The organism is Curtobacterium sp. PhB190, assembly GCF_004365385.1.
GTDB lineage: Bacteria > Actinomycetota > Actinomycetes > Actinomycetales > Microbacteriaceae > Curtobacterium.
This window is the reverse complement of sequence record NZ_SODN01000004.1, coordinates 47,435-62,759: the sequence shown is the minus strand read 5'-3', so window position 1 is coordinate 62,759 and position 15,325 is coordinate 47,435. Positions and strand designations below refer to the sequence as shown.

Here is a 15,325-nt window from a genome sequence, read left to right as displayed (position 1 = left end):
CCGATGTGGTGGGGGAAGGTGTTGCCGCCGAGGTACGGGGGTTCGGGGACCTGTGCGGTCCCCGAACCCCCGTCCGGTGGTCGCGAGGCAGGATACCTGCCCACGCGGTGCTCTCGAGGAGAGCGGTGTTACTTCGTGACCTCGATGTCGTAGTACAGCGGCACCGAGTTCCAACCGAACTTCACGTTGGACACGTTGTCGGCGTTCCAGACACCGGTGACGTTCGAGTACCAGAGCGGGATCTCCGGGAGGTCCTTGAACAGGAGCTCCTGGGCCTGGTCGAAGGACTTGTTGCCCTCTTCGACCGTGGCGGCCGAACGGCCCTCGGCGAGCAGGTCGTTGTACTCCTTGGAGTCGTACCGCGAGTAGTTGTTCGACGAGCCCTCACCCATGGTCGGGCCGAGGAAGTTGTACAGCGACGGGTAGTCGGCCTGCCAACCGGTGCGGCTGCCGCCCGTGAGCTTGTCGTTCGTCTGGAGGTCAAGGGCCTCCTGGAACGTCGGGATCGCGTTGCCCTCGGCCTTGATGCCGAGCGTGTTCGAGATCGAGTTCGTGACCGCGGTCACCCACGCCTCGTGCCCACCGTCGGCGTTGTACGTGATGGTGAGGGTGTCGTCGTACTTCGAGATCTTGTCGGCCTCGGCCCACAGCTTCTTGGCCTCGGACTCGTTGTAGTCCAGGACGTCGGAGCCGTCGAGGTCGTCGTTCCAGCCCGCGATGACCGGCGACGTGAAGTCCTTCGCCGGGGTGCGCGTGCCGTCGAAGATCTTGTCGGTGATCTGCTTGCGGTTGATGGCCATCGAGACGGCCTCACGACGCAGCGTGCCTTCCTCGCCCTTCCAGTGGTCGAGGTAGTACGGCAGGTAGATCGCCTGGAAGATGGCGGCCGGCTGGTTGACGTTCGAGTCCGGGAAGTCCGACTTGTACGTCGCGAAGGCTGCGTCCGGCACGGCGTCGAGGACGTCGAGGTTGCCGCCCTGCGCGTCGGAGTACGCGGTGTCCTGCGAGGCGTAGAACGTGATCGTCAGACCACCGTTCTTCGGCTTGCGCTTGCCCTCGTAGTCCTTGTTGGTGACGAGCTTGATGGACTGGTTGTGCGTCCAGGCCTTCTTGCCGTCGAGCTTGTACGGACCGTTGCCGATCGGGCTCTCACCGAACGCCTTGGTGTCGTCGTAGAACGAGGACGGCAGCGGCACGAACGCCGAGTAGCCGAGCGACAGCGGGAAGTCCGACTGGGCCGACTTCAGCGTGACGGTGAACTCGTCGTCGTCGACGACCTTGAGGCCCGTGAGCTCCGAGTCCTTGTCGGCGTTGTAGCCCTCGATGTTCTCGAAGAAGTAGCTGGCGCCCTGGGCGTTCGACTTCTGCGCGGCCCAGTTCCAGGCCTTGGTGAAGGACTCCGCGGTGACCTTCTCGCCGTTCGTGAACGTGTAGTTCGTGTTCAGCTTGATGTCGAAGGTCTTCGAGTCATCGGTGTCGATGCTCTTCGCGACCTCGTTGACGGACTTGCCGTCGGCGTCGTAGGACACGAGGCCCTCGAAGAGCGAGTCGATGATCTTGCCGCCACCGGTCTCGGTGGTGTTCGACGGGATCAGCGGGTTCTGCGGCTCGCTGCCGTTGGTCGTGACGATGCCGGAGGCGTTGGACGAGCCCGAGCCACCCCCACTGTTGCTGTTGCTGGAGCAGGCGGTCAGGGCGAGTGCTGTGGCCCCGAGCACGGCGAGGGCTGTGAGCCCGGCGCGCTTCTTGATCAAGGTTCCTCCTGGTGCATGGGACGCGCAAGGGCACAGCGGTGTCACCCGGGCGCGTTTGACATCTGCACTGTAGGCAAGGTGGACAGCAGCCTCCAAACCCTGGAGCGAACGGTTACAAGCCGGTAACCAACTTGCACGATCCTTGCGAGAAGATGCAAGATTCGCGCGCTTGCTGGACGCCCTCGCGCTTTTGTTGCATCTGCATGAAATTCGTTGCACTGCGACACAGTTCTGTGCAAGGAAGACCTGTCCCGAGTCCCCCTCAGGACCCGGGCATCCGCGCCGCACCAGCCGTACCGTGAACACGTGCTCGCGAACGACATCCCCCATCTCCACGTCCCCTCCTCCCCCACCGTCAGCGGTGATCCCGGGGACGGCGGAGCAGCCTTCGTCGCGGTCTCGCGTCCGGACCTCGAACAGGACGCGTACCGCAGCACCATCGAACGCGTGACCGGCGAGGGCGCGGTCCGCTGGACGTCGGGCGACCGCGATTCGTCGCCGACACTGTCACCGGACGGTCGCTGGCTCGCCTTCCTCCGGTCCGTCGACGACGACCACGGCGTCGCCCACCCACAGCTCGCCGTCGCACCGGTGCACGGCGGCGAGGCCCGCGTCGTCACCGCGCTCCCCCTCGGTGCCGGCGACCCCGTCTGGTCGCCCGACTCGACACGTGTCGCGGTGACCGCACGGTTCCCCGAACCCGGGCGCTACGGCTCCGCAGTCCCCGGCGGCGACCGTCGCCCGGCAGCGGCCGCCGAGGCGCCGCGGCTCGTGTCGCGGCTCGACTTCCACGTCGACGGCACGGGGTACCTGCTCGACAAGCCGCAGCAGATCGTGGTCGTCGACGTCACCGACCCGGCAGCGGCACCGGTGGACTCCCCGCTCACGAGCGCGCCCTGCTCGGTCTCCGCACCGGCCTGGTACCCGGACGGCGGCGCGCTCCTCGTCGTCGCCCCGCGAGACCTCGGTGTGCGTGAGACCCACGACGACGACCTGTACCGCGTCGACGCGTCCGACGGCACGATCGCGCTGGCGATCCGGACCGAGGGCTCCGTCAGCTCGATCGCGATCGCCCCGGACCGTACCGTCCACTACGTCGGGGCGTCGCACCGCGACGGGCGACTGGTCGGCGAACCCGAAGGACTGTGGGTCGCGGCCCACGACTCCGAACCGGTCCGACTGACCGCGCGCGAGACGGTCGACGTCTCCGGGACGCCGGTGTTCCACCGCGACGACGTCCTCGTGCAGGTGCTCGACCGCGGCACCGTCACCGTCCGTCGTGTCCCGGCCGGCACGACGGCTCCGCTCCGGCTGGACCAACTGGGGGTCGTCCTCGGCGGCCGTCTGGTCGTCTCGGGCTTCGACGTCGACGGGGACGTCCTGGTCGCCACGGCTGCCACGACGGACTCGCCCGGCGAGGTCCACGTGGTCGACCTGACCGTGACCGACGATGCCCTCCCGACGGTGCTCACCGACTACGCGGCCCCGCTCCGGTCCGAGGCGTCGGCCCCCGGTGTCCGCCGCATCGAGGAGCTCACCGGGAACGCTCCCGACGGCACCCCGGTGCACGGCTGGGTCGTCCTGCCCGAGGGCGAGGGGCCGCACCCCGTCCTCCGGGTGGTGCACGGCGGACCGTTCGGCCAGGACACCTGGGCGTTCTTCGACGAGGCGCAGGTCTACGCCAGTGCCGGGTACGCCGTCGTCATCGGCAACCCGCGCGGTTCCGGCGGGTACGGCCTCGACCACGGCCGCGCGGTCATCGGGGCGATGGGCACCGTCGACGTCGACGACGTGCTCGCCCTGCTCGACGCAGCGCTCGAGCGCCCCGACCTCGACGCGGCACGCGTCGGCATCATGGGCGGCTCGTACGGCGGGTTCATGACGAGCTGGGTCGCCGCGCACCACGGCGAGCGGTTCGTCGCCGCGTGGAGCGAGCGCGCCGTGAACGCGTGGGACTCGTTCGCGGGCAGTTCCGACATCGGTTGGTACTTCGCCGACGCGTACGTCGGTGCCGACCCGGGAGAGCAGCGTCGCCGCAGCCCGCTGACGTACGCCGCGCAGGTCACCATCCCGTTCATGGTCGCGCACTCGGAAGCCGACTGGCGCTGCCCGATCGAGCAGGGGCAGCGCCAGTTCGTGGCCCTCCGGCGCGCGGGAGTCGACGCGTCGTTCCTCGCGTTCCCCGGCGAGGGCCACGAACTCTCCCGCTCCGGCACGCCGTGGCACCGCGTGCAGCGGTTCGAGCACGTCCTCGCGTGGTGGGCGCAGCACCTGCCCGTCACGCCGGTGGACGCGGGTCGCTAGGCGAACGCCTCCACCGGCGGGCACGCGCACACCAGGTTGCGGTCGCCGTACGCCTGGTCGATCCGGCGCACCGGCGGCCAGTACTTGCGGCCGCTGATGCCGGGCAGCGGGTAGACGGCCTGCTCGCGGGTGTAGGCGTGCGCCCACTCCCCCGAGATCACCGACGATGCCGTGTGCGGGGCGTGCACGAGCGGGTTGTCGTCCGCCGGCCACTCCCCGCGCTCCACCGCCGAGGCCTCGGCACGGATGGCGAGCATCGCGTCGACGAACCGGTCGAGCTCGGCCAGGTCCTCGCTCTCGGTCGGCTCCACCATCAGGGTGCCGGCGACCGGGAACGACATGGTCGGGGCGTGGAAGCCGTAGTCGACCAGGCGCTTCGCGACGTCGTCGACGGTGATGCCGGTGGTGTCACGCAACGGCCGCAGGTCGAGGATGCACTCGTGCGCCACGAGGCCGTCCTCGCCCGTGTAGAGCACCGGGAACGCGTCGCGCAGGCGGGCCGCGATGTAGTTCGCCCCGAGCACGGCTGCTTCGGTCGCACGGGTGAGGCCCTCGAGCCCCATCATCCGGACGTAGGTCCACGTGATGGGCAGGATGCTCGGGCTGCCGTACGGTGCCGCGCTGACCGGGCCGCCGGCGTGCGCCAGGCGGTCGTCGGCCTCGGCCGCGGTCGAACCGGGCCGTCGGTCGGCCTGCTGCGCGAACGGGTGCCCCGGCAGGTACGGCGCCAGGTGCGCCTTCGCCGCGACCGGACCGACACCGGGTCCGCCACCGCCGTGCGGGATGCAGAAGGTCTTGTGCAGGTTGAGGTGCGAGACGTCGCCGCCGAAGTCGCCGAAGCGGGCGTGGCCGAGCAGGGCGTTGAGGTTCGCGCCGTCGACGTAGACCTGCCCGCCGGCGTCGTGCACGGCGTCGCAGATCTCGCGGATGTCGTGCTCGTACACGCCGTGGGTCGATGGGTACGTGATCATCAGCGCCGCGAGGGTGTCGGCGTGCTGTTCCGTCTTCGCGCGGAGGTCAGCGAGGTCGACGTTGCCGTTCTCGTCGCAGGCGACCACGACGACCTTCATGCCGGCGAGCACCGCGGACGCGGCGTTCGTACCGTGCGCGCTCGACGGGATGAGGCAGACGGTGCGCTCGGTGTCGCCGTTCGCCAGGTGGTACCCGCGGATCGCGAGGAGTCCGGCGAGCTCACCCTGGCTGCCGGCGTTCGGCTGCAGGGACACGGTGTCGTACCCGGTGACCTCGGCCAGCCAGGACTCCAGGTCACCGATCATGTCGAGGTAGCCCTCGACGTCGCCGCGCGGCGCGAACGGGTGGATGTTCGCGAACTCCGGCCACGTCACCGCGGCCATCTCGGTCGCCGCGTTGAGCTTCATCGTGCAGCTGCCGAGCGGGATCATGCCCCGGTCGAGCGCGTAGTCCTTGTCCGCCAGGTGCTTCAGGTACCGCATCATGCGGGTCTCGCTGCGGTGTGCGCTGAAGACCGGGTGCGTCAGGTACTCGCCCTCGCGCAGCAGACCGGCCGGGAGGCCCGTGGCCGCGTCCCGCACGGCCGCCTCGGTCGCCGGGACGGTCACGTCCACCGCCCCGAACACGCCCGCTAGTCGGGTGACGTCGTCGGGCGTGGTCGTCTCGTCGACGGAGAGCTGGAACACGTCCTCGTCCACCTGGTGCAGCAGGAAGTCGGCGTCCTGCGCTGCGGCGACGACCGCCCCGGCGCGACCGGTGGCCCGCAGGGTGAGCGTGTCGAAGAACGCGTCGTGCACGACCTCGAGCCCGGCGTCGCGGGCGACCTCGGCGAGCGCCGACGTCGTCCGGGCGACCCGGTTCGCGATGAAGCGCAGCCCCTCGGGCCCGTGGTAGACGGCGTACATCGAGGCCATGACGGCGAGCAGGACCTGCGCGGTGCAGATGTTGCTCGTCGCCTTCTCGCGCCGGATGTGCTGCTCGCGGGTCTGCAGGCTGAGGCGGTAGGCCATCGCACCGTCGGCGTCGAAGGACACCCCGACCAGGCGACCGGGCAGCTGGCGTTCGAGCCCTGCACGCACGGCGAGGTAGCCGGCGTGCGGGCCGCCGAAGCCGAGCGGGACGCCGAAGCGCTGGCTCGTCCCCACGGCGACGTCGGCCCCCAGGTCACCGGGGCTGGCGAGCAGGGTCATGGCGAGCAGGTCGGCCGCGACGACGGCGATTCCGCCGCCGGCGTGGACGCGCTCGATGATCGACGACGGGTCGACGATCCGGCCGGAGGCACCGGGGTACTGCACGATCACGCCGAAGGCGCCGTCGAGCTGCTCGTCGGTCGGCCCGGTGACAGGGTCGAACGCACGCAGCGTGATGCCGACGGCGTCGGCGCGGTGGTCGAGCAGCGCGCGGGTCTGCGGCAGCAGGTCGTCGTCGACCAGGAACGCGTCGCCCTTGACCTTGGACGCGCGGCGAGCGAGGAGCATGCCCTCGACCACGGCGGTGCCCTCGTCGAGCATCGAGGCGCCGGCGGTGGCCATGCCCGTCAGGTCGGAGACCATGGTCTGGAAGTTGATGAGCGCTTCGAGCCGGCCCTGCGAGATCTCCGGCTGGTACGGCGTGTAGGCCGTGTACCAGCTCGGGTTCTCGAGCACGTTCCGCTGGATCACGGCGGGGGTGTGGGTGCCGTGGTAGCCGAGGCCGATCATGGCCCGGCGGACGGTGTTGCGTCCGGCCTTGGTGCGGAGTTCGGCGAGCGCCTCGGTCTCGCCGACGGCGGCGGGGATCACCGATTCGGTGACGGGTGCTGCGTGGATCGACTCCGGGATCGCCGCGCGGACCAGGGCGTCGAGCGACGGCCGGCCGACGGTGTCGAGCATCGTCTGCTGGTCGGCCGGAGTGGTGCCGATGTGGCGGTCGGCGAACGAGGTCTGCAGGTTCTGGAACCCCCGCTGGTCGTCGGGGCCGGTCATGCGATGGACGCCCGGTACGCGTCGTGGTCCATCAGGTCCTCGGGGAACGAGGTGCCGTCGACCTTGATCTTGACGAGCCAGCCGGTGCCGAACGGGTCCTGGTTGACGGTGTCGGGGGCGTCGACCACGGCGTCGTTGACCGCAACGACCTCGCCCTCGATCGGCGCGAAGAGTTCACCGACGCTCTTGGTGGACTCGATCTCGCCGATCTGCTCGCCCGCGGTGGTGGCGGTGCCGACGGCGGGGAGCTCGACGTAGACGACGTCACCGAGCTGCTCGGCGGCGTGGTCGGTGATGCCGACGGTGACGGTGTCGCCCTCGACGAGGAGCCACTCGTGGTCGGCGGTGTACTGGAGTGCGGTCTGGTCGCTCACGGGATCAGCCTTTCTGAGGACGGCGGTAGAAGGGGAACGCGGTGACGGTGCTGGGGATGGCCGTTCCGCGGACGTCGATGTGCAGGACTTGTCCCTCGGTGGCGAGCGCCGGGTCCACGAAGGCCATCGCGACCGGGTGGCCGAGCGTCGGCGAGAGGGCACCCGAGGTGACGGTGCCGACGACCGTGCCGTCGTGCACCACGTCGTAGCCGGCACGCGGGGCGCGGCGCCCCTCGGTGACGAGCCCGACGAGCACGCGGGCGTCGTCCGACGGCGCGACACCGGCAGCGCCGACGAAGTCACCGCTCTTCGCGACCACGCGGCCGAGGCCTGCCTGGGCGGGGCGCACGTCGGTGCCGAGCTCGTGCCCGTACAGGGGCATGCCGGCCTCGAGCCGCAGGGTGTCGCGTGCCGCGAGCCCTGCGGGGACGACACCGCGGTCGGCGCCGGCCTCGAGCAGCGCGTCCCAGATCGCCGGGGCGACCTCGGGTGCGCTGTAGAGCTCGAAGCCGTCCTCGCCGGTGTACCCGGTGCGGGCGACGAGCACCTCGGAGCCGTCGAACACGGCGTGCAGGGCGCGGTAGTAGCCGAGGTCGTCGAGGGGGCTCTCCGGCTGCAGGCGGTCGGCGACGACGAGGGCGTCGAGCGTGCCGGCGGCCGCGGGGCCCTGGATCGCGACGAGTGCGGTGCTGTCCGAGTCGTCCGACACCGCGACGTCGAAGCCGTCGGTGCGCGCGGACAGTGCGGCGACGGCGACCTCGCGGTTCGAGGCATTCGCGACGACGAGGAACACGTCGTCGTCGGTGCGGTACACGACGAGGTCGTCGAGGATCCCGCCGTCCTCGGCGAGCAGCAGCGAGTACTTCGCGCGGCCGAGCGGCATCGCGCCGAAGGAGCCGGCGAGCGCGTGGTCGAGGAACACGACGGCGTCCGGACCGGTGACGCCGATCTCGGCCATGTGCGACAGGTCGAAGACCCCGGCCGACTGACGCACGGCGTGGTGCTCGGCGAGGTCGGACGAGTAGCGCACGGGCATGCGGTACCCGGCGAAGTCGGTGAAGGTCGCACCGGCGGCTTCGTGCGCGGGTTCGAGCGGGGACGAACGCAGTGGCGTCGGACTCATGGCGGAGTTCTCCTGGCATCAGCAGGGCCCGGCGACGATCGCCGGGTGGAACTCCCCCTCTGTCATGGGCCTGAGAGTTTCACCGCGGCCCGTGAGGTCCGGCGGCTTTCACCGTGGGCGAGACGACTGAGCGTCTGCTTTTCAGAGTGGCCTGTCCGCTGCGGTGTGGGACCTGAGAGATTGACGGGGGGATTGCTCCTTCGGTGCCGTGCGTGCGCCCGAGGGCACGTGCAGGGCGTCTCCCGCGACGGATGAGCGGCCGGTGTGTTCAGTTGTCCGCGCCGAGCATACCGAGACCGCGTTACGAACGTGTGTCGCGTACCGGCCTTCGACATCTCGTAGAATGCGGGGATGGCCGGACAGCGATCACGCCCCAGGGGGCAGCTCGAGCAAGCGGTGCTCGACGCGCTCCGCTCCGTGACCGACGGCCTCACCGCACGACAGGTGCTCGATGCCTTCCCGGAGCCCCGGCCGGCGCTGACCACCGTGCTCACCGTCCTCGACCGGCTCGGCCGCAAGGGCCAGGTGGAGCGGCAGGAGCACGACGACGCCCCGCTGAGCTTCCGTGCCGTGCACAGTCGCGACGAACAGACCGCGTCCCTCATGTCGAGTGCGCTCGCCGCCTCGGCCGACCGCGAAGCAGCGTTGCTGCAGTTCACCGGCTCGCTCGCCTCCGACGACCTCGAGGCCCTGCGCCGCGCCCTCGACGCCCGCGCACGTTCCTGACCGGGGTCGCTCCGTGGTCGTCGCCGGCATCGCGCTCATCGTCCTCGCCCTGCTGGTGGTCGTGTTCGCACCGAGGGTGCTGACCCGATCCGCGTGGACCATCGACCGCCCGCGCACCGCCCTGGTCTGCTGGTCGCTCGCGGTGCTGCTCGGCGTCGTCGGGTTCGTCGCCGGCATCGCCCTCGTCGTGCTCGCCGACCGCCCGCTCACCGAGCTCCTCGGCGGTGACGGCTCCCCCACGCACGGCTTCAACGTCGGCGTTGCACTGCTCGCGGTCATCGCGTTCGTCGTCGCCGTCCGCGTCCGGCCCGGGCCCGAGCACGAGGCCGTCCGCCAGGCCATGCGCTCCGGCGTCGCGCCGCACCGCGAGATCGACGGCACCCCGGTGGCCGTCGTCGACGCGGACCACGCCCTGGCCTGCGCCGTGCCCGGGCGGAGCGGCGGTGTGCTGGTCAGCACCGGCTTGGCAGACCGGTTGCGGACGGACGAACTGGAGGCGGTGGTCGCCCACGAGCGCGCCCACCTGACCCAGCACCACGCGGCTGCGGTCGCGGTCGCCGAATCGATCGAACGTGCGGTCCCGTGGGTGCCCGGTGCGCGCGCTATGGCGCGCTCGACGCGCGTCCTCGTGGAGTTCGCCGCCGACGACGCCGCAGCCCGACGTGTCGGACGCGACGCCCTGCGCCGGGCCGTCCTGGTGGCGGACGAGAGCAGCGCGCTCGGGGCAATCCGGGCCTCCCGTCTGTCCTGAGCGAGCACGTGTCGGAGGCGAGGCATATGGTGATCGGACCGTGAAGCCACTGACCGAAGCCGACATCCGATCCTCGTTCGTCAACGCCACCCCCGACGAGCTCGAGCAGCTGCCGATCCCCGGCCTGCACGAGATGCTCTGGGACGAGCGCGAGTTCCTGGGCTGGCGCGACCCGCAGGCCGCCCGCCGCGGGTACATCGTGTCCTGGATCGACGACCGCCCCGTGGGCATCATCGTCCGGTCCGCGGGCGGGTCCCTGCGCGCCGGCATCGCCGCGATGTGCTCGTTCTGCCACTCCCCCCAGCCGGCGACGCAGGTGCGGCTGTTCTCGGCACCCCGTGCGGGCGAGGCCGGGCGCAACGGCAACACGATCGGCACCTACATCTGCGAGGACCTCGGGTGCTCCATGCTCATCCGCACCGCTCCTCCGCACCTCAACCCGCCGGCGACGATCGCGATGCGCGGTGCCTCGCTGCTGCAGCGCGTGCAGAACTTCACCGCGGACATCATGAAGTCGGCGTGAGCCGCTTCGGCACCGCCCGCTGGGCCGTGGTCGAGGAACTCGGCGACGGCCGCTGGCGCCTCACCCTCCGCGACGAGGCCGATGACGAACTCGGTGCGTTCGGCCTCGGGGTCGAAGGGCCGTGGGACCCGGACGTCGAACCCCACGTCGGGTTCGTGCTCGTGCAGCTCGGGCTGACCCTGCGGGGTGCACGGCCGTGGCACGTCGACGAGCTCGGCGACCACCGGGCGCCCGTGCTCGCGCTCGGCTGAGCGAAGCGCTTCCAGCCGGGCGTCGCTCAGTCGGCGTCGCTCAGTCGGCTTCGACGAAGTTCCGCAGGATCTCGCGGTCGTCGTCGGCGCGCATCGCCCACGACAGCTCGCTGCGGTGATCGCTGTCGGTGAGCGGCAGCAGCACGACGGTGTCCGGTGCGGCGAGTGCGGCACTCTCCGGAGCGACGGTCACGCCGAGTCCCGCGCCCACCAGGTGCAGGACGGTGGCCCAGGTCGTGGCCTCCTGCACGACCACGGGCCGTCTGCCACCGGCGGTGACCGGGGCGAGGTTCCGCTCGGTCGCGAGCGAACCGGCCACGGCGGGGAAGAACACGAACGGCTCGTCCACGAGTTCGGTGCCTCGGATCGCCGTCCGGTCGGCGAGCCGGTGTCCGCGTGGGACCGCCGCGACGAACGCCTCGGTCCGGAACGGCAGCAGCCGCACGGCGGGGTCCGGGTCCGGGTCGCGCACGACGGCCAGGTCCAGCTCGCCCCGCACGATCCGGGCGAGGAGCGTCGACGAGTAACCCTCGGTCAGGTCCACACGGACCAGCGGGTACCGCGCACGGAACGCCTGCACGCGCTCGATCGGCCCGAGGGGCAGCGCGGAGACGACGAACCCGACGTCGAGCCGGCCGGCCTCGCCCCGCCCGACCCGCACCGTCTCGTCGAGATCGCGGCGCACCTGCCCGAGCAACGACCGCGCGCGCCCCTGCAGCACCTGGCCGGCGGCGGTGAGGGCGACGCTGCGGCTCGTCCGGACGAACAGGTCGACGCTGAGTTCGCGCTCGGTGCGGCGGATCTGCTGGGACAGCGCGGGCTGCGCGATGCGGAGGCGCTCGGCAGCGCGTCCGAAGTGCAGTTCGTCGGCCACGGCGAGGAACGCGCGGAGCTGACGGAGGTCGACGTCCGGATCCCGATCCATGCACGCAGCCTATCGATCGAAGCGAACGAGTATTGGACGTGACCTCATCCGGGTCGGAGGATGGACACATGCCCGAAGCGACCTCCACCGTCACCATCGCCGACCTCGCCACCCCCGCTGACGCCGAGGCGTTCCGTGTCCTCAACGAGGCCTGGATCACGCAGTTCTTCGCGCTCGAGGACGAGGACCGCAAGTTCCTCGGCGACCCCGTCGGTCACGTCGTCGAGCCCGGCGGCGCCGTCTTCGTCGCGCGACTCGACGACCAGGTGATCGGGTGCATCGGCATCGCGCCGACGACCCCAGGGGTGTTCGAGCTCGTGAAGATGGCCGTCGCGCCCGGTCATCAGGGGCACGGCACCGGTCGGAAGCTCATCGCCGCTGCACTCGACCGCGCCCGGGAGCTCGGCGCGCAGCGGATCGACCTCGAGAGCAACGCACAGCTGGCCAGCGCCGTGCACCTGTACGAGGCGTTCGGCTTCCGGCACCTGCGCGAGGACGAGCTCGTCCCGAGCCCCTACGTCCGCGCCGACGTGCACATGACGCTCGAGCTGCGCTGACGTTCGAGCTGCGCTGACGTTCGATCGGCACTGACGTTCGAGCGGCACTGACGGCGGACCGGAGGCTTCGGTACGCTCGCGGCATGGCGACGTACGAAGTGCAGGCGGTCCGTGAGCGCGGCGTGTGGCAGGTGTTCATCGACGGCTTCATGGTCACCGAGGTCGACCGCTGGCCAGCCGTCGGCTTCGTCGCCCGCGAGATCCTGGCGATGGACCGCACCGACGACCTGCAGATCCGCGTCGTCGGGCGCGATCAGTACATCGACTGACCCTGTCAGCGAGCGGCGGCGACCAACTGCTGTGCTCGCTGGTGCGACACGTGGAGCAGCGGTCCGATCTCACGCACCGTGAGTCCGGACTCGTGCAGGATCAGCGCCGCCGCGGCCGTCTCCTTCGCTGCCTCGATGCGCGCTCGCTCGGATTCTTCGCGGAGCGCCACCGCGCGGTCCAGGTGCGCCTGTGCCGCTTCGGGCATCGCCACCTCGACGACGAGCTCGAAGGACTCCGGATCGCGGTCGTCGTTCATCAACGAGAGCCAGTCGCGGGCCATGAGCTCGATCTCACGCTCGCGCTTCGCCTGGGTCCGGATGACCCCGTCGATCCAGATCACCCAGTACTTCTTGCCGCGCTCAGCTCGCACCGTGTGTCGGCTCATCGTCGCCCATCTCCTTCTCGGTCGCAGTCACGGAGGATGCCGCGCGCCGTCATCTCCTCCACCTCTCGGTGCCTCGGGACGACGATCGTGTTCCGACCGAAGCGGAACAGGTCGTGACTCCCGCCGTGACGGTGGAACACGAACGCGACATCGTTCTCGTCAGCCTTCCGCGCGAGCCGGCGAAGCAACTCCGTGCGCTTCACCGTAGTTCGCCAACCAGGACTAGGCAAGTCTGCCTATCGCGGCTGGACAAGGACGGCTCGTATGTCTGCATCCACCGACCGTGGCGGCCCGCGGAGTGCGATCCGGGAGCGCCGTGGTGATCTGTGGACGGGCTGCAGCCGGGGCATGCTGTGGAGGAACAGCGGTTGGCACTCGCACCGGCGAGACGCCACCATGGACGGCATGCGCACCACGTTCGACGACCTGATCGCGATCGGCGAAGCCGCCGACGTCACCGGCTGGGACTTCTCGTGGCTCGACGGCCGCGCCATCGAGGAACGCCCGCCGTGGGGCTACGCGAAGATGCTCGGCGAGCGACTCGGTCACCTCGCCGGGGTCTCCGGCACCGCGAGTCTCGACGTACAGACCGGCGGTGGTGAGGTCCTCGCCGAGGCGCCGGCGTTCCCGGCCGCCGCGGTCGCGACGGAGTCCTGGGCGCCGAACGTCGCCACCGCCACGCGACTCCTGCACCCACGCGGCGTGGTCGTCGTCGCCGATCCGGACGAGCCGCCGTTGCCCTTCGCCAACGGCGCCTTCGACCTCGTGACGAGCCGGCACCCCGCTGCGATCCACTGGGACGAGATCGCCCGGGTCCTTGCTCCCGGTGGCACGTACTTCGCCCAGCACGTCGGCCCGGCGAGCGTCTTCGAGCTGATCGAGTTCTTCCTCGGCCCGAAGCCCGTCGAGCGGCGCGGCCGGCACCACGACGACGAAGCCGACGCGGCACGTGCCGCCGGACTCGAGGTCGTCGAGCTGCGGACCGCGCGGACCCGGATCGAGATCCACGACGTCGCCGCGGTCGTCTACCTGCTCCGGAAGGTGATCTGGTGGGTGCCCGACTTCACCGTCGAGCGGTACCGCGACCGCCTGCTGGACCTGCACGAGCTGATCCAGCGGGACGGACCGTTCGTGGCGCACTCGACGCGCCACCTCATCGAGGCGCGCCGACCTGCCTGAGCCGAACCGGGCCTCCTGGCCGCATCACCGTCACGCGCTCACGCGACGTGCCAGACCAGCCCCTCCTGCGCACTCGACGGGTACGCCGAGGCGATGCGGAACACGGCTTCGCGCAGCGTCTCCGGTGAGCACGCCAGGTTGAGGCGGACGAACCCACGCCCCTCGCTCCCGAACCCGAGCCCGGAGTTCAGCGCGACGTAGGCGTTCTCACGCAGCGGCACGGCCGGGTCGTCGCCGAGCCCGATCCCGCGGAAGTCGAGCCAGGCCAGGTACCCGGCTCGGGGCCGCGTGTAGACGACACCGGGCAGGTGCTCGGCGAGGAGCTTCGCGAGCAGCCGGTCGTTGGCCACGATCCGGGACACCACGTCGTCGAGCCAGGTGGTCCCGACGGTGAACGCGGCGAGGTTCGCGTGCAGCCCGAGGATGCTCGTGCGGCAGGCGACCTCTTCCCACAGGGTGTCGAGGAGTGCGGCGGTCCGGTCGTCACCGGCGACGATGATCGAGCACTTCACGCCCGCGAGGTTCCAGCCCTTGCTCGCCGAGGTCACGCAGACGCTGCGGGCTCCGACGGGCTCGGCGACGGCCGCGAACGGGGTGAACTGCACGCCGGGGTGGGTCAGGGGTGCGTGGATCTCGTCGCTGATGACGAGGACGTCGTACTTCGCCGCGAGTTCGGCGATCGCGAGCAGGTCGGCGCGGTCGTGCACGAGCCCGACGGGGTTGTGCGGGTTGCAGAGCAGGAAGACGCCGACCCCGCTCGCGAACGCCCGCTCGAGTCCCTCGAGGTCGAGTCGGTACTGCCCCCACTGCTCGAGCAGCGGGACCTCTTCCACCTGACATCGGGCCTCGTCGACGAGCTCGAAGAACGGCGGGTACACCGGCGGCGTGATCGCGACGCGACCGCCGTCGGGCAGCGCGAGCCGCAGCGACTCGACGATGCCGACGCTGACGTCGGTGGCCAGGTGGATGCGGGACGGGTCGATCTCCCAGCCCCAGCGGTCGAGCGCGAACTGCGCGAACGCGGGCGCGAGTGGCCCGGGTCCGTCGAGGTAGCCGAGGTCGGACTGCGACACGCGCTCGATCAGGGCCTGCCGGATCTCCGGCGCGACGTCGTGGTCCATCTCGGCGACGAACAGGGGCAGCACGTCGGGCGCGTACCGCGTCCACTTGATGCTCGTACGGACCCCGCGGAGCGTGCCGACCGGGTCCTGCTCGTCGCTCGCCATGCGTCCCAGCATGCACCGACCGGGAGGCCCGGCGCGACTCC

Annotated in this window: 15 protein-coding genes and 1 riboswitch; of the genes, 8 read left to right on the top strand and 7 right to left on the bottom strand. The window is 70.8% G+C overall.

Features of this window, described 5'->3' with window-relative positions; translation table 11 throughout:
• Positions 1–128: 128 nt before the first annotated feature.
• The gene (locus EDF47_RS07670) at positions 129–1,754 is read right to left on the bottom strand and encodes an ABC transporter substrate-binding protein (RefSeq protein ID WP_123938971.1); all 1,626 of its coding nucleotides are present in this window, start codon (positions 1,752–1,754) and stop codon (positions 129–131) included.
• Between the two features lie 306 nt (positions 1,755–2,060).
• Here EDF47_RS07670 and EDF47_RS07665 point away from each other — a divergent pair, with 306 nt between their 5' ends.
• Positions 2,061–4,058 carry a S9 family peptidase gene (locus EDF47_RS07665; protein WP_131878320.1) on the top strand — a complete coding sequence of 666 codons (1,998 nt, stop codon included), beginning with the start codon at positions 2,061–2,063 and terminating at the stop codon, positions 4,056–4,058.
• Here the strand turns inward: EDF47_RS07665 and gcvP are convergent.
• Genes gcvP through gcvT form a run of 3 tightly spaced genes read right to left on the bottom strand, consistent with a single transcriptional unit; the run spans position 4,055 to position 8,491 of the window.
• Positions 4,055–6,994, bottom strand: a complete 2,940-nt coding sequence (gene gcvP, locus EDF47_RS07660; RefSeq protein WP_131878318.1) for an aminomethyl-transferring glycine dehydrogenase — start codon at positions 6,992–6,994, stop codon at positions 4,055–4,057. The two genes, EDF47_RS07665 and gcvP, sit on opposite strands and share 4 nt — an antisense overlap.
• Positions 6,991–7,368, bottom strand: a complete 378-nt coding sequence (gene gcvH, locus EDF47_RS07655) for a glycine cleavage system protein GcvH (protein WP_123294121.1) — start codon at positions 7,366–7,368, stop codon at positions 6,991–6,993. The genes gcvP and gcvH overlap by 4 nt, the downstream gene beginning before the upstream one ends.
• A 4-nt stretch (positions 7,369–7,372) precedes the next feature.
• Positions 7,373–8,491 carry a glycine cleavage system aminomethyltransferase GcvT gene (gene gcvT, locus EDF47_RS07650; RefSeq protein WP_131878316.1) on the bottom strand — a complete coding sequence of 373 codons (1,119 nt, stop codon included), beginning with the start codon at positions 8,489–8,491 and terminating at the stop codon, positions 7,373–7,375.
• A gap of 49 nt (positions 8,492–8,540) precedes the next feature.
• Positions 8,541–8,646: riboswitch (glycine riboswitch) on the bottom strand.
• Between the two features lie 196 nt (positions 8,647–8,842).
• On the opposite strand from gcvT, the gene EDF47_RS07645 reads away from it, so the two are divergent.
• Genes EDF47_RS07645 through EDF47_RS07630 form a run of 4 tightly spaced genes read left to right on the top strand, consistent with a single transcriptional unit; the run spans position 8,843 to position 10,742 of the window.
• Entirely contained in the window at positions 8,843–9,217 is a 375-nt protein-coding gene (locus EDF47_RS07645) for a BlaI/MecI/CopY family transcriptional regulator (RefSeq protein ID WP_111084962.1), read from the top strand.
• 13 nt (positions 9,218–9,230) lie between these two features.
• Positions 9,231–9,968 carry a M48 family metalloprotease gene (locus EDF47_RS07640; protein WP_111084961.1) on the top strand — a complete coding sequence of 246 codons (738 nt, stop codon included), beginning with the start codon at positions 9,231–9,233 and terminating at the stop codon, positions 9,966–9,968.
• Between the two features lie 40 nt (positions 9,969–10,008).
• Positions 10,009–10,491, top strand: coding sequence for an FBP domain-containing protein (locus EDF47_RS07635; protein WP_123673093.1), 483 nt, complete (start codon positions 10,009–10,011; stop codon positions 10,489–10,491).
• Positions 10,488–10,742 (top strand): hypothetical protein, encoded by a 255-nt coding sequence (locus tag EDF47_RS07630; protein WP_111084959.1) that lies wholly within the window; start codon positions 10,488–10,490, stop codon positions 10,740–10,742. Before EDF47_RS07635 ends, EDF47_RS07630 begins: the two co-directional genes overlap by 4 nt.
• Before the next feature lie 40 nt (positions 10,743–10,782).
• On the opposite strand, the gene EDF47_RS07625 is transcribed toward EDF47_RS07630, so the two are convergent.
• Complete coding sequence (locus EDF47_RS07625; RefSeq protein ID WP_131878312.1) at positions 10,783–11,667, bottom strand: LysR substrate-binding domain-containing protein; 885 nt, start codon at positions 11,665–11,667, stop codon at positions 10,783–10,785.
• Positions 11,668–11,735: 68 nt separating this feature from the next.
• On the opposite strand from EDF47_RS07625, the gene EDF47_RS07620 reads away from it, so the two are divergent.
• Positions 11,736–12,224: a GNAT family N-acetyltransferase gene (locus tag EDF47_RS07620; protein ID WP_131878310.1), complete on the top strand. Its 489-nt coding sequence runs from the start codon at positions 11,736–11,738 to the stop codon at positions 12,222–12,224.
• 83 nt (positions 12,225–12,307) lie between these two features.
• The gene (locus EDF47_RS07615) at positions 12,308–12,493 is read left to right on the top strand and encodes a hypothetical protein (protein ID WP_131878308.1); all 186 of its coding nucleotides are present in this window, start codon (positions 12,308–12,310) and stop codon (positions 12,491–12,493) included.
• A 5-nt stretch (positions 12,494–12,498) separates the two neighbouring features.
• On the opposite strand, the gene EDF47_RS07610 is transcribed toward EDF47_RS07615, so the two are convergent.
• Positions 12,499–12,879, bottom strand: coding sequence for a hypothetical protein (locus EDF47_RS07610; protein WP_131878306.1), 381 nt, complete (start codon positions 12,877–12,879; stop codon positions 12,499–12,501).
• A gap of 405 nt (positions 12,880–13,284) precedes the next feature.
• On the opposite strand from EDF47_RS07610, the gene EDF47_RS07600 reads away from it, so the two are divergent.
• Positions 13,285–14,058 (top strand): methyltransferase domain-containing protein, encoded by a 774-nt coding sequence (locus EDF47_RS07600; protein ID WP_131878304.1) that lies wholly within the window; start codon positions 13,285–13,287, stop codon positions 14,056–14,058.
• A gap of 38 nt (positions 14,059–14,096) precedes the next feature.
• On the opposite strand, the gene EDF47_RS07595 is transcribed toward EDF47_RS07600, so the two are convergent.
• Positions 14,097–15,284 carry an aminotransferase class I/II-fold pyridoxal phosphate-dependent enzyme gene (locus EDF47_RS07595; protein WP_243648879.1) on the bottom strand — a complete coding sequence of 396 codons (1,188 nt, stop codon included), beginning with the start codon at positions 15,282–15,284 and terminating at the stop codon, positions 14,097–14,099.
• Positions 15,285–15,325: the final 41 nt, after the last annotated feature.

What these genes read in the sequence shown, in the direction of transcription:
- gcvP (WP_131878318.1), bottom strand. Translation starts at nt 6,994, where the DNA reads ATGACCGGCCCCGACGACCAGCGGGGGTTCCAGAACCTGCAGACCTCG.
- gcvT (WP_131878316.1), bottom strand. Translation starts at nt 8,491, where the DNA reads ATGAGTCCGACGCCACTGCGTTCGTCCCCGCTCGAACCCGCGCACGAA.
- EDF47_RS07645 (WP_111084962.1), top strand. Translation starts at nt 8,843, where the DNA reads ATGGCCGGACAGCGATCACGCCCCAGGGGGCAGCTCGAGCAAGCGGTG.
- EDF47_RS07625 (WP_131878312.1), bottom strand. Translation starts at nt 11,667, where the DNA reads ATGGATCGGGATCCGGACGTCGACCTCCGTCAGCTCCGCGCGTTCCTC.
- EDF47_RS07620 (WP_131878310.1), top strand. Translation starts at nt 11,736, where the DNA reads ATGCCCGAAGCGACCTCCACCGTCACCATCGCCGACCTCGCCACCCCC.
- EDF47_RS07615 (WP_131878308.1), top strand. Translation starts at nt 12,308, where the DNA reads ATGGCGACGTACGAAGTGCAGGCGGTCCGTGAGCGCGGCGTGTGGCAG.
- EDF47_RS07610 (WP_131878306.1), bottom strand. Translation starts at nt 12,879, where the DNA reads ATGAGCCGACACACGGTGCGAGCTGAGCGCGGCAAGAAGTACTGGGTG.
- EDF47_RS07600 (WP_131878304.1), top strand. Translation starts at nt 13,285, where the DNA reads ATGCGCACCACGTTCGACGACCTGATCGCGATCGGCGAAGCCGCCGAC.
- EDF47_RS07595 (WP_243648879.1), bottom strand. Translation starts at nt 15,284, where the DNA reads ATGGCGAGCGACGAGCAGGACCCGGTCGGCACGCTCCGCGGGGTCCGT.